Source organism: Paraburkholderia sp. NPDC080076 (assembly GCF_050281145.1).
In the GTDB taxonomy this organism is placed as follows: domain Bacteria; phylum Pseudomonadota; class Gammaproteobacteria; order Burkholderiales; family Burkholderiaceae; genus Paraburkholderia.
The window spans coordinates 72,517-85,631 of record NZ_JBNNWQ010000010.1 but is presented as its reverse complement, the minus strand read 5'-3'; the positions used below and the strand labels follow the sequence as shown (position 1 = coordinate 85,631).

The 13,115-nt window shown below is 59.8% G+C and carries 11 protein-coding genes; 9 read left to right on the top strand and 2 right to left on the bottom strand.

The genetic code is table 11. The features are described from left to right. Nucleotides 1-85 precede the first annotated feature (85 nt). Nucleotides 86-2,185, bottom strand: coding sequence for a putative bifunctional diguanylate cyclase/phosphodiesterase (locus ACQKRQ_RS32080; protein ID WP_427481458.1), 2,100 nt, complete (start codon nucleotides 2,183-2,185; stop codon nucleotides 86-88). A gap of 841 nt (nucleotides 2,186-3,026) precedes the next feature. On the opposite strand from ACQKRQ_RS32080, the gene ACQKRQ_RS32075 reads away from it, so the two are divergent. The 3 genes from ACQKRQ_RS32075 to ACQKRQ_RS32065 all read left to right on the top strand — a co-directional run bounded on the left by ACQKRQ_RS32075 (nucleotide 3,027) and on the right by ACQKRQ_RS32065 (nucleotide 3,987). After that, nucleotides 3,027-3,254 (top strand): hypothetical protein, encoded by a 228-nt coding sequence (locus ACQKRQ_RS32075; protein ID WP_408182040.1) that lies wholly within the window; start codon nucleotides 3,027-3,029, stop codon nucleotides 3,252-3,254. 170 nt (nucleotides 3,255-3,424) lie between these two features. Further along, nucleotides 3,425-3,679, top strand: a complete 255-nt coding sequence (locus tag ACQKRQ_RS32070) for a hypothetical protein (RefSeq protein ID WP_132381546.1) — start codon at nucleotides 3,425-3,427, stop codon at nucleotides 3,677-3,679. Nucleotides 3,680-3,741: 62 nt separating this feature from the next. Next, nucleotides 3,742-3,987, top strand: a complete 246-nt coding sequence (locus ACQKRQ_RS32065; RefSeq protein ID WP_243658501.1) for a hypothetical protein — start codon at nucleotides 3,742-3,744, stop codon at nucleotides 3,985-3,987. Nucleotides 3,988-4,219: 232 nt separating this feature from the next. On the opposite strand, the gene ACQKRQ_RS32060 is transcribed toward ACQKRQ_RS32065, so the two are convergent. Next, entirely contained in the window at nucleotides 4,220-4,405 is a 186-nt protein-coding gene (locus ACQKRQ_RS32060) for a hypothetical protein (RefSeq protein ID WP_132381545.1), read from the bottom strand. A gap of 923 nt (nucleotides 4,406-5,328) precedes the next feature. Here ACQKRQ_RS32060 and ACQKRQ_RS32055 point away from each other — a divergent pair. The 6 genes from ACQKRQ_RS32055 to ACQKRQ_RS32030 all read left to right on the top strand — a co-directional run bounded on the left by ACQKRQ_RS32055 (nucleotide 5,329) and on the right by ACQKRQ_RS32030 (nucleotide 13,115). Continuing rightward, on the top strand, nucleotides 5,329-6,324 hold the full coding sequence (locus ACQKRQ_RS32055; protein ID WP_132381543.1) for a GlxA family transcriptional regulator: 996 nt from the start codon (nucleotides 5,329-5,331) through the stop codon (nucleotides 6,322-6,324). An 884-nt stretch (nucleotides 6,325-7,208) separates the two neighbouring features. Beyond that, the gene (locus tag ACQKRQ_RS32050) at nucleotides 7,209-8,183 is read left to right on the top strand and encodes a GlxA family transcriptional regulator (protein ID WP_427481457.1); all 975 of its coding nucleotides are present in this window, start codon (nucleotides 7,209-7,211) and stop codon (nucleotides 8,181-8,183) included. 49 nt (nucleotides 8,184-8,232) lie between these two features. Beyond that, nucleotides 8,233-9,615 carry an undecaprenyl-phosphate glucose phosphotransferase gene (locus ACQKRQ_RS32045; RefSeq protein WP_427481456.1) on the top strand — a complete coding sequence of 461 codons (1,383 nt, stop codon included), beginning with the start codon at nucleotides 8,233-8,235 and terminating at the stop codon, nucleotides 9,613-9,615. Between the two features lie 113 nt (nucleotides 9,616-9,728). Beyond that, complete coding sequence (locus tag ACQKRQ_RS32040; protein ID WP_132383201.1) at nucleotides 9,729-10,853, top strand: polysaccharide biosynthesis/export family protein; 1,125 nt, start codon at nucleotides 9,729-9,731, stop codon at nucleotides 10,851-10,853. A gap of 46 nt (nucleotides 10,854-10,899) precedes the next feature. Further along, the gene (locus tag ACQKRQ_RS32035) at nucleotides 10,900-12,558 is read left to right on the top strand and encodes a hypothetical protein (protein WP_427481455.1); all 1,659 of its coding nucleotides are present in this window, start codon (nucleotides 10,900-10,902) and stop codon (nucleotides 12,556-12,558) included. Continuing rightward, entirely contained in the window at nucleotides 12,543-13,115 is a 573-nt protein-coding gene (locus tag ACQKRQ_RS32030; protein ID WP_427481454.1) for a low molecular weight phosphotyrosine protein phosphatase, read from the top strand. Before ACQKRQ_RS32035 ends, ACQKRQ_RS32030 begins: the two co-directional genes overlap by 16 nt.

The following is a 13,115-nucleotide window of genomic DNA, read 5'->3' as shown; positions in this document are numbered from 1 at the left end:
TCCCGGTATTCGGGGAACGCAGCGATTGGCGGCCCCGCGAATCGGTCGTCCGGCCCGGTCTCCGACAATGGACCGGCATCCGCCTTCATCCCGCGGACGCGGCGCAGGCGCTTCCGGGAGCGACAACCCGGCCTGCGGCGCCGCGCAGGAACGCGAGAAACTCAGCGGCGGGCAACGGCCGGCTCAACAGGAAACCCTGCATCTGATCGCAGGCAAGTTCGCTGAGCGTGCGGAACTGCGACTCCGTCTCGACGCCTTCCGCCACGACCTCGATCTGCAAGGCGCGCGCGAGCGTCACGACGGCGGACAGCAAAGCGCTGCCGCGGTGACCGGCGGAGTCGAGGTCGCGCATGAACGAGCCGTCGATCTTGATCTGGTCGAACCTGAACCGCTGTAGGTAGCCGAGGCTCGAGTATCCCGTGCCGAAGTCGTCGATGGCCACGGTATAGCCGCGCGCTTGCAGCGCTTCGATCGTCCGGCTCGTTTTCTCGATGCTCTGCATCGCCGTGGTTTCCGTGATCTCGAACATCACGCGACAAGGATCGACGCCGGCAACGTCGAGTAGCGCGTCGATACGCGCCACCAGGTCCGGCACGTTGAACTGGATCGGCGAAAGATTTACCGCCACGGCAATCGCAGGCAGCCCTTGCGCATCCCACAGCGCGATGTTGCGGCAGACCTCACGCAGCACCCAGTCGCCGATCTCGACGATGAGACCCGAGCGTTCCGCGAGCGGGATGAATTCGAGCGGAGCAATTTCGCCGAGCTCCGGATGACGCCAGCGGATCAGCGCCTCGACGCCCGTCACCGATTGGGAGGCAACGCTGAACTTCGGCTGGAACGACACGCTGAGTTCGCCGTCGCTCAACGCGCGATTCAGATCGCGTTGCAGGATCAGCGACTTGAGCGCGGTGTGGTTCATCTGCGGATCGAACACGCGGAACGTGTTGCGTCCGCTTTGCTTGGCAGCGTACATCGCGGCGTCCGCGCTATGGAGCAGCTCGTCGGCATTGCCGCCGTCGCAAGGATAGAACGCGATACCGATGCTCGCGCTCACGCGCAGCGGCAGTCCGTCGACGACGATCTCCTGGGCGAGCCGCCGCAGCACGCCATTGGCGACTGCCGCCGCTGACGACGCATCGGCCACGTTCTCCACCACGATCACGAATTCATCTCCGCCGAGCCGCGCGACCATGTCGGTATGGCGCAAGTCCTGACGCAGACGCTCGGCGCACACCTGGAGCAAGTCGTCGCCAACGCCGTGGCCGAGTGAATCGTTGATCGACTTGAAGCCGTCGAGGTCGATGAAGAGCACGGCGAACATTGATTCTCTGCGCGCGCATTCGGCGACCGCCTGCGCAATGCGCAAGGCGAGTTGCTGACGGTTGGGGAGGTTCGTCAGCGCATCGTGCGTGCCGAGATAATGCAGTTGCCGGTTCGCGCGCTTCAGAGAAAGAGACAGGCTGCTCGTATGGAAACCGAACAATGCGAGCGTGCCGACCAGCACGGTGAACGACGTCGCCGTGACGACGAGCGCCAGCCAGTTCGCGTCGAACTTCTCACCGGAGAGACACAGGCTGCCGGCGGCGAAATTGGCCGCGCTCATGCCGAAATAGTGCATGCCGGTAATCGCGATGGCCATGATGAAGGCCGCGCCTAGCCGCTTGACGACGAGGTTCCCGGCGTCCGATGCACGCAGCGTGAAGGCGAGCCAGAGCGCCGCTATCGACGCGGCGATCGCCACGCCCACGGAAAGCCCGACTTTCCAGATCGTGTATTCGATTCCCGGCGACATCTGCATTGCGTACATGCCGGTAAAGTGCATCCCCGCCACGCCGAAGCCCATGATCGTCCCGGCGATGCAGAGGCGCCTGTGCGACAGCGCGCCACGGCTCGCGGTGGCGAGCGCGATCAACGACACGCTGATCGCGAGGAACAGCGACGCCGCGGTAATGAAAAAATCGTAGCCAATCGGAATCGGCAGCGAGAACGCGAGCATGCCGATGAAATGCATCGACCAGATGCCGACGCCCATCGATACCGCGCCGCCGACGAGCCATAGCGGCCGCCGTTTCGCGCTCGCGAGCGCGTTCAGGCCACCGGACAGCTCCACCGCCGTGTAGGACGCGAGGAATGCGACCACCAGCGACAGGCAGACCAGTAAGGGATTGTAGACACCAGTCATCGGCCCTCTCTCTTTTTCATATCAGTCTTATGCGACTGTTTTTTTGCATCCGGGGCTTGGCTTCCGCGAGCCGCGCCGCGTTAGTTCGGCGGCGCGTAGTCCCCTCTGCTCTAACGGCAGAGTGGGGGATAACTTTATGCTTTTGTGGGGGGATGTTGCGTCGGGCGGGCTCCGTCTACGTCAACTGCGACTGGACCACGGGTTCGAACGGCCGGTCATATTCTCACTCGCGCCCGTAATTTGCACCGGCCCGCTATTTTCACGTCCTGTTCAGTCAACAACTTGATCCAATCCGCCGCCTGAGTCCGCTGCCGCCCTCGGGCGATTAAACTCAAAGCCGGTCTTTCGAGGGGGCTTCTCTCAAGCAAACCCCACCCCTCGATCTTACAACCTGCCGCTCCCTCGGGCGGCAGGTTCTTTTTCGTCGATACTTCCATTCTCTCGCCAGTTGCAGGGCAACCGCACATCGGCCCGTATGTATCAGAGTCTTTGATTGCCACTTTCGATACCAATATTCCCTCGCCGTAGCCGACCGGCAATTGACCAGACCGCGGTATTTGTTGGGAAGAACTGCCAAAAGCATGGCCGCATCCGCCACGCCATGAGGTGTTTTGGACCTGAGCCAATTACCCATCAAGTCAAATCGCCATGCCATATGAAACGGTCATTCCCGCCTTCGTCTTTATAGACAAGGCTTCCCATCTTTTCGCAGCGCCCCACGAATCGTATCGATGTGATCGCAACCCCCTTCGAGGCTACCCGAAGTGATCAAGCGAAATCGCCCGCAGTTGTGCGAGACTTCTAGCGAATAGAACTGCTGATCCACACGAGCGGGGTGCACATGGATGAGAAAGTAACTTACGTGTATGAGTACACCGGTGGCTTTGGTACATACCGTACTACCGGTACACGGGCAGCACACCAACTTCCCCTTGTCGGCGACAACGTAACAATGAAGGTCGACGAACTGGGATTCGATGGCGTTCTGCGAGTGAAGTCACGGCTCTTCGATTACGATAAAACAGGTTCACTAACCGTCATTCTGGGTCTGTCTCACACGGTTGCTTAGGATCGCTCGTGAGCTCGCAGCGGGAAGAGTCAACTTATTGATGCACGCAGCCTGAATCCAATACATGTGTACCGACTCACCACACAGCAGGCACTAAAAGAGGAGTGTCCGCAATCCCGGGACATGACCGCCCTGTTCCAGAACGCTTCACTTTTATGAAAGAGTCACTGATGGAAGACATTCAACAGCTGCGGATGCAACTTCTCGCGTATCAGACGCTAATCGCAGCGCTGCTCGCCAAGACATCTCCCACAATCAACGAACTGGAGCGTATGCGACGTGCAATCCGACGCAGCGCCACGTTCCATCCGATGGACGAACAGAGTCGCGATTCGGCGGGCGAGTACGCTGCAGCGATTGAAGACGTATTTCTGTCTGCGTCGCTGGTCATTCAGGACCTGAGAGAACCACCGGCTGTGTCTTAGTGAGCGGCGTCCGCGGGCCGAGGTCTTGCAGAGAGTCTGCTGACCATCGCCGTGGTTGAGAAATGTCCGCCCCGGCGGACAAAAAATCGCGCGCCGCATTCGAGGAAACCATGCAGCTACCGAGCGTTGATAATTTTGTCAAAGACCAGCAACACGGCATCACGTACAACATTTGCGCCTATCGAAAACTTTCCTGGGACGAGATGATGCGCGCCGTGCAAGTCTTTAATCAACAACAAGGAGGACGCCCACCCAGGCAAGGAGCGGTCGTCAAAATTTTTTCAGTGATGGGACTCAACGATGGGTAGTCGCGCGATTTCGCCGCCCCGCTATGGGGCCAACCGCGTGTCCGAATGGCAAAACGTCTCGTCGGTATCTTGTGCGTTCTAATTTGAAGCGAAAATAGCGGCTCACTGTGCAAGTGATCCGCCAATCGGAAAACAGTGAACCGGAACGAACATTTTCGTCTCTTTTATCGAACCGTCTTATGTCACTGCTCAATCCACCGCGGAATGCCCGGCCACAACCCGCGCTTTGCGTCTAATTCAGGATTGAAAGCAGATCGGCAATGCTCACATTGGGTAATTGCTTGGCGATCATGTCCCAGAAGATCACATCGTGCATCGCGCTCGCATCTTCGGCCGTTCTCCACTGCCGCGCGCCGACGATGCTATCGGCGGTTTCGCTGGCGGCATCAACGATTGTCTTAATGTGTTGTTTGTGCATGAACGGGTTATCGGCTGCGCGGCCGACTTATTTAGGCCCTCGCGCAATCGTTTGCTTAATGTATGACTGGCCTTGACACAATCCTGCTTGAATCTGACGGCCGCAACCAGCCCCGTGCGGCGAACGCACCGCGTGGCGCGTCCACATGATACGGGCGTCATCCTTCAAAAATGACTCTGGAAAGCCCTACCCCGAATGTTCCGGATCAATTGGAGTCAGACAATCGCTGCGCAACAGCAAATCGAAATCAGGATGACGCCGTGTGCACGGCCGGTGCGATTCTATCAATCCCGGCTCGATCTTCCTCCGAGCGGCGGCTATCGGAAACATTCTGTCCGAAGAGGCACCACCGTTTCGACCGCGCTTGACGAATTGCTACCGGCCATAGGTTTCCTCGCGTCAATGGCGTTCTGCGCACCGGTCTCAAACGAGGATGAAGAATGCAAACCTCGTCCAATTCAGAATCGTTACGCCATGACAACGCTTTTTCCGCAGGCCTGGTGACGCGCGTCGAAGCCGCAGACAAAGACAGATTCCTCATTCTGTTATTGCGTGAGACGGGATTCGGAATTACAGCGAGATAGAATACTTACCGGGCATTACCCAAGCGCGCGCTGCACGGGTACCAACACCTCGAATAGGGCTTTTTCTCGTGTCTGGTATAAATCATTTTTGAAGATTCCCTATACATTCCGTCTCAGTCTATCCAGGATATCGTCTCGACGTATTCGAATTTTTTTCCGTTTAAACGCGTGCCCCAACTCGGTGCTCCCATACCCACTCAATGTCTCCACTGCCAATGTCTTGACTAATTCAGCCTATAATAATGGCGCCTGTATCATTTGCATAACAGGCCTCGACAAAAGAATTACAGGGTCTTGAGAGAGGCTTTACAGGCCACAACATTCCGGGGTAAAGAACCAATGGGGCTGGTACATATTCCGCCGCTCAGCTCGCGGCAAAGTGCGGTGCCGGCGCAAGTGAACGCGACGACTCACGTCGACATAGTGCTGTTCAATGGTTTTGCGCTGCCCAAGGTCGCAGCGCTCATCGAAATATTCCATAAGGCGAACGCGCTCGCCGCGTCGCAACGATCGGGCCGCGCGCGCTACGACGTCTCGCTGCTTTCGGCTGCGGGTGGCCGCATTGCGAGCTCGTCGTCGGTGTTCGTCTGGACGGACAGCGTCGATTCACACAAAGGCACGAGCGACACGCATCTGATGTTCATCGCAGGCGGCGCGGGCGCGCAAGAGGCACGCTGCGATGAGCGCCTGCGCAATTGGCTACGCCACAGGCATCCGTTCAGCGAAATCGTTCACCCAATCGCTGAGGGCCGGCTGCTTCTGGAGGCGGCTGGGCTTCCAAGCCGCTATTGCCCGCTGCTGCGCAGCGGCTCCGAAGCGTGCGACCGAGGTCCGGCACGGTCGCAAGGCGACACGCCCGCGGCCGTGCGCACGGCACTGCACATCGTTGAAGAAGACCTCGGGCCTGAACTGGCGCGTCAGGTTGCCGAGTCCGTCGCGCCGCCGCATAAGACTCCTTTCAGCTCTTCCGTCGCCCGCAGCGGGGCGCCGCAGGTTAGCGAGAAGATCATGGCGTCGGCCCGGTGGCTGGAGGCAAACGTCGATCGTCCCATCTCAATCGACGACGCGGCGCGTCTCGCAGCCATGAGCGAGCGCAACTTCTTGCGGCGCTTCAAGAACGAGATCGGTATGACGCCCTCCGACTATCTGCTTCGCGCGCGTCTGAACCTGAGTTGTCAGATGCTCATTGAATCGCGTTTGCCCATCGACAAAATCGCACGGCGCTGCGGAATTGGCAGCGGCGGTCAGTTGGCTAAGCTTTTCAGAAAGTATCTGGCGACCACACCCACCGATTACCGGCTGAGCAAAGAAGCCTCTCCGAGTAGCCTGAGCTGAGCGCGCAGCGTGGCGCTCCCCTGAAAGCGAATACCTGCGCACGGTGATCCGCCTTGCGGAGAAGCGGCCGAGCTCATTCCGGGCTGCTTCCACCGACGCCCGCCGCTTCTGTTTCGATTGCCGATAGCCCTGCGACGGTGCAGTGCCCTTAGCCAGCCACCAGGCAATCCGATGCATCGATACGGCCGGCACAAGCGATACGGATCGACACCCGTCATGGGAGCGCACCCGACAAATTACACCCAAAATAGTCAGCAACTGATGCCAATGTTTTCGGGTCTATTTTTTCCTTTCGGGTCTTAGTGGCGAACTGCAATTAGCGCAATAGCGAGCATTAATTCACCACTGCTTTTTTCACATCGCGAACTTTTCACATAGAAAAAAGAGCTGGCTGAACCTGCTATAGCGACCGAAATGATGCAATGTGTATAACTCAGTTAACCACCCACACTCGCCACACCACCCTGATATATCGTCATTTCGCCATGATTTGACCGCATTTGAGTCAGCTGGCAATGAGGCTCCAGACGCGGACTATCGCGACACGGCGCCCTCTTTCGCGCCGATACCGCGCGCCAAATATTCAATTGCCGGATATGAAGCCAATATGAATTTCTTGGCGTTCGTCAGCGGCAAATCGATGCATTTCGTGTCAAAAAATTACCTGCCTGGATGTTCTTGATCAAATCCGCCAAGAGCATGGTTGAATCGGACGCCCCTGTCTGATCGGAGCACCCCCGCGAATATGATGCGCTGCAGAAAACTCATTTTCGCTAATAGTGCCGGGGGCCAGCGGTATGGAATGTGCGACTGATATAACGAGGAAAACAATTCATCTCATGATGGGCGGGAGCGTGGGGTTGGCGCGCCGCCGCAGACAGGTTGTGATTCTCCTGTTCGAAGGTTTTTCGCTCATTCACATGGGGCGCCTGGCGGAGACATTCAGTCTCGCCAACCGTTTGCGTCATCCGGACAACGCGCTACACAACTACTACGACCTGCGTCTCGTGTCCGCCAGCGGCGGAGCCATACGCTCGTCCTCGGGCGTGCTGATCTGGACCGACGCGGTCGACGCCCACTATGCGAAAGATGTTCATGCGCTGTTTGCGCTCGGAGCCGTGAGCGCACCCGTCGAAAGCGACGAACGGCTGATCTCGTGGTTACGTCACGCCTATCCGCATGCGGAGGTGGTGCAGGGGATCGGCGGAGGTAATGGCGTTCTCGAAATGGCTCGACTCGAACCCAAGGATGTTGCAGTGACTGAGATGGCAGGTGGTGCCATGACCGCAAGTGCGCTGTCCGCAACCAGAACCGCCGGCATCGACGCCGACGCTAGTGTCGCGCTAACCAGCGCGTTGTCCGTCGTCAAACGTGATTGTGGCTACGAGACGGCCAGCCAGGTCGCGCACGACCTCCTGCCCGTCACGCCGAAACAGTTCACCCACTCGGTATTCAATTCCCGCGAGGCGCGCGCCAGTGACCTGATTCGCACGTCAGCGTATCAGTTGCGGGTCAGCAGCGAGAGCCGTATATCGATTGCGGATGCCGCTCAGGCTGTGGCAATGAGCGAACGCAATTTCCTGCGCCGCTTCAAACAGGAGATCGGCGTGACGCCGACGGAGTTCGTCCTGCGGGTCCGCCTCGAAAAGGCCTGCCACATGCTGGTCGATACCGACCTGCCCGCCGACAAGATCGCCCGTCGTACGGGTCTGGGTAGTGGCGACCGACTGGCCAAGCTGTTCCGCCAGCACCTGCAAATGTCACCGACAGAGTATCGGACCAATGAGCGCAACCGGTTGGCTGATAACGGGTCGTCCGAGCCGCCCACCGTCAAGCGGGTACGCCGCCCCGTTTCGTAGAAGCGAGCGATAGCTGGCTGCTTCCTCAACCGGCTCCACGGAGATTCTCATGAAACAAGCTGTCGCACGCCTGATCGATAGCGGGTGCATTGCGCTCGCGGCTGTCATCGCAGCCCATATCGCTCCTGCGCAGGGCCACGAAAGCGGCCCACTTCAGTTGCTGTTCGCAATCGTTATCCTGATGTCGTCAGCGGCTCTTCTGCCGATTGTTCGCGTTTACGCCGTATCGCCCATGCGCTCGTTGTATCGCCTCGGGACCCGAGTTCTGCCGGCATGGCTGGCCCTGCAGTTCGCCGGCTTGCTGCTCCTGCTGTCCATTCAGCACCAGGATGAGACGCTGGTGTCCTGGATCGCATGGTGGACCTGCATAGGCGTCGTACTGCTCGCGGCATGGCGAGTGATCGCCTCCACGATGCGTTCCTCCCCGCGTGTTGTCGGGTTGCGCGCCCGTAACATTGTCGTCGTGGGCAACGGCGAATACCTCAAGCTGATCGTTGCGAAGGTCGACTCCAGCAATCACCCGGATTTCCGCGTCGCGGAAGTTGTCGAGTTGCACGACGCCGGCGACCGACCCGGCTCCGCCATGGGCGAGCACGGCCAGACCAAACTGGCCCGTCTCGCAGGGCTAGCGGAGTCCGGCGGCATTCACGAGGTATGGCTCGCGTTACCGCTGTCGGCCCACGCCGCGGCGGCCCATTGCATCGAAGCGCTCAAGAACACGCTGGTGGAAATTCGGCTGATGCCGGACTTCATGCCGCTCGGACTGTACGCCGGCGTCGCGTCGCTCGGCACACTCGACATCCCCTCGCTCAGTCTTTCTCCGTCGGCCATTTCTGATGAGGCGATGACCGGCAAGGAGATCTTCGACAGGGCCTTTGCACTGGTTGCGCTGATCGGGCTTGCACCGCTATTCGTGGCGATCGCGATCGCCATCAAGCTCTCGTCGCCGGGTCCGGTTTTCTTCCGGCAACGCCGCAAGGGCCTGAAGGGACGGCCGTTTTCAATCTACAAGTTTCGTTCGATGCGAGTTCATGCGCAAGAGCGTGGCGTAGTGCGTCAGGCGACACGCAACGATAACCGTATCACGCCCGTAGGGCGCTTCCTGCGCCGCACGAGTCTCGACGAGATTCCGCAGTTCATCAATGTCCTGCGCGGCGAAATGTCGATCGTCGGTCCTCGTCCCCATGCGCTTGAACACGACGACCTGTACGGACCGCTGATCTCGGGCTATCTCGACCGCTATCGCATCAAGCCGGGCATTACCGGCTGGGCGCAGATCAACGGCTATCGAGGCGAAACGGACGCGCTGGAGAAGATGGCTGGCCGCGTTGAGTACGACCTGTATTACCTGCGTCATCGATCGTTCTGGATGGATATCAAGATCGTGCTACGCACGGTGGTCCGTGGGTTCTTAAGCAAGCAGGCGTACTAGTCATCGTGGGGAGCCGCGGACCGCGAGAAGGAGGTCGGCGAGCCCAATAAAAAGGAATCGGAGTGAAGCAATTGAAAGTCAGGTCCAACGCGCTGCGTCGCGGCGGTGTCAACATGTTTTCGATGAATCGGGTTGCATGGATTGCGGCGCTCCAGTTCGCCTTGTCCGCCTGTTCGGTTGCGCCCGGCATGAAAATGCAAAAAGCGTCTACGTTGCCGATAACCAGTGCGAGTGAGCAAGCGCCGGCCGAGCAATTGCCCGTACCGATGACCGAAGTGACCTTGTCGTCAATCGACGAGATCCGCAGTGAAGCTGAGCGTCGTAACGATGCCAGCGCCAGCGCCCTGCTCGGCCGCGGCCAGGCTTATACGATCGGTGCTGGCGATGTGCTCCAGATCACGGTCTGGGACCACCCGGAACTGGCTGCGGCTTTGGGCGCGCAGCCACCTGCGAACGCGCGCACCTACGACCCGCCACCGGGATTCGTCGTCGACGACACAGGCTATCTGCGGTTTCCCTTCGTCGGAAATATTCACGTCGAGGGCATGAAAGTCGACGAAGTCCAACGCAAGCTTGCGGCGGAACTGAGCAAGTCGTTCCACGATCCTCAGGTGACGGTGCGTATTGCGTCGTTTCGCGCGAAGCAGGTGTACGTCGACGGTGAAGTACGTACGCCGGGAGCGCAATCCATCAACGATATCCCGACGACACTGTACGACGCCATCAGTCATGCCGGCGGGTTCAGCGCGGCTGCGGATCAGAGCCGCATTACGTTGACTCGCAACGGTCAGTCGTACGACATCAATTTCACGGGGATGCTGCAGCGCGGTTTGAATCCTTCGAAGATCATGCTGCGTCCCGGCGATCTGATTCGCGTCTCCGCCAGAGAAGAAAACGGCGTGTTCGTGCTGGGTGAAGTGACAAAACCCATTACCGCGCTGCCGCTACGCAGCGGTCAGTTGACGCTGAGCGACGCGCTTTCACAGGCGGGCAGCATCAGTTCGACCACCGCGGACGCCGCGCAACTGTATGTGATCCGCGGGCTCGGCAAGGACGCACGTGTCTTCCACCTCGACGCCGCGTCGCCCGTCTCGATGATTCTCGCCAATCGGTTCGAACTACAACCGAAGGACATCGTCTACGTCGACGGAAACGGGCTGGTTCGCTTCAGCCGCGTGTTGAGCCTCCTGCTTCCTGGTATCAACGCCGGACTTACGGCGGGGTTGGTGACGAAATGACCATGATATTGCGATTTCTCCGAAGCCAGCGCATGACGGTGCGGTCATGGTGAATCGCCGTTCCGCAATGGGTCTCTCAGCCGGCGCCGCAATACTGGGCGCCACCGCTGTCTCGCGTGGGTGGGGCGAATCCATTGAGAATCGATCACCGAGCGGATTTCGCTGGATCAGTGACTTCGCCGTCAAGGGCAAGGGTGCGACGGACGACACCGGCACGTTCCAGCGCGCGATCGACTACGTGCGCAATATCGCACTGCGCACGCGCGACACGTCGTGCTTACCGGCCTTGATGATTCCGGCCGGTCGATACGTACTCACGGAGACGATCGACACCGCGCCCTGGATCAAGCTGTGCTCGGTGGGCGGCGTCCTGCTCGACTTCTCTCAGTTGCCCGTGGGTTGGGACGGCTTGACCTGCAGAAACGAAACCACGCTTCCCGCGACAGAGTTGCGTTTTCCGGGTGACCGCTCGCCGTTCCTCGACGGCACAGGCGGCACGATCTCGATACTTGGTCCCGGGAAGGCGCGGGCCGAAGGATGGGGCATCGTGATGGGCAACCGGCAAGCCGGATTTTCGGGCGCCGTGAGAGACGCGGGTGGCCGCAATGTCGTGGTCACGGGCTGGCGTGGCGCGCTCCGGATCGATCCGCTCAGTACGTACCTCACCGCGTGGTTCTCGTCGCGGTTCGAACAGAACCGCGAGAACGGCATCTACGTGGCTGCGGGGGTGGGCAGAAGCGTGAATAGCGGCGAACGGATGACCTTCGTCGATTGCACGTTTGCCGGGTCCGCGCGTGCCGTCGACATCAACTCGGACAGCATGGATTTTGTCTTCGATGCCTGCTCGTTCGATTTCAACGGCGACGTGGTGTATTTCGGCCGTCAGGCTCGTTTTGGCACGGTGGCGCTCAACCACTGTCACATCGAGGGTATCGACGGACTGCTGGTCAACGCCACGGCTTCGGGTAAGCATCTTCGCACCGTGTTCCGCGACTCGATCGTGTTGCCGAGACGCTGGAAGCGCAAGGACCTGAACAATGCGCCTCGTCAATTGGTCGCGGGCACCGCGAAGTTCTCCGCCTCCGGCGTCGAGTGGCGTTTCGAGTCTCCACCGCAGGGGGCGTTGACGGCGTTGATCGGTGACGAGGTGCCCGTCGAGTCGGTGACCGCCATGAGCTTCCAGAAGGTTCAGGCGCTGCCGTGGCGGGGAAGCGTGATCAACGCCGACAGTCTCTTCACGCTGGATCGCCCAGGCACGCGCGTGGACGCGCTCACGCACTGGAGCATGTCAGTCGCCACGCCCGGTCAGACTGCAGGCCAAATCGTCGCTTCGGATACGGTTGCCGGAAACAGCGCAGTGGCCAGCTCGAGGCAGGCCTTGCGGCTGGCATCGAACGATCAGGATAACGCGCCATTCTCGGTGATCACACGTACACCTTTCCCGGTCAGTCCCGGCGAAACCGTTCTGGCCGCGTGTACTGCCACAGCGACGGGCATAACGGGCCGCACGGCATTCGCGTTCCAGTTTTTTGCCGCAGGGGGCGTTCCGCTAAGCGTGAGTGAATCGCAAAGCGCGGCGAATGAACTTCCGTCTGCACAAGCAGCCGTTCCAGCCGGCGCCGTTCAGGCTGTCCTCAAGACGACCTTCACCGGCTGGACGGGAAAGCTCGAGATCAACGAACTCGCGGTATGGCGCTCGTCATGACGTTGGATGCGCGAACGCCCATTCGAGTCAGCAACGTCTCAACACAAAGAAAGAACAACCAGATGATTTCCAACGTTCTAATGGTTTGCCACGGAAACCTTTGCCGCAGCCCGATGGCTGCTGCCCTTCTTCAGCAACGCGTCGAAGGTCTGCGCGTCGGTTCCGCCGGTCTGGCGGCCGAGGTGGGACAACCGGCGGCGACCGAGGCCGTCGCGGTACTTTCCGAAATCGGCATCGACATCCAAGCGCACCGCGCCACGCAGTTGACCCGACAGATCGCGAACGACGCGGAGCTGATACTGACGATGACCGCAGCACAGACGCGAAGCCTGCAGTCGCTTTATCCGCTGATGCGCGGCCGCATCTTCTCGATACGCGGCTTCGACGATGCGGATATCGATGATCCGATGGGCATGCCCATCTCCGCATTCCGCGCGTGTCGCGAGGCATTGACAGACGGTATCGACTACTGGGTACGGCGACTGAAAAGCCTGAATGAACCAGCAGGCGACCGCGTCTATCCGGAAGCGGTCTGCGTTGGCGGAGGTGCACAGTGA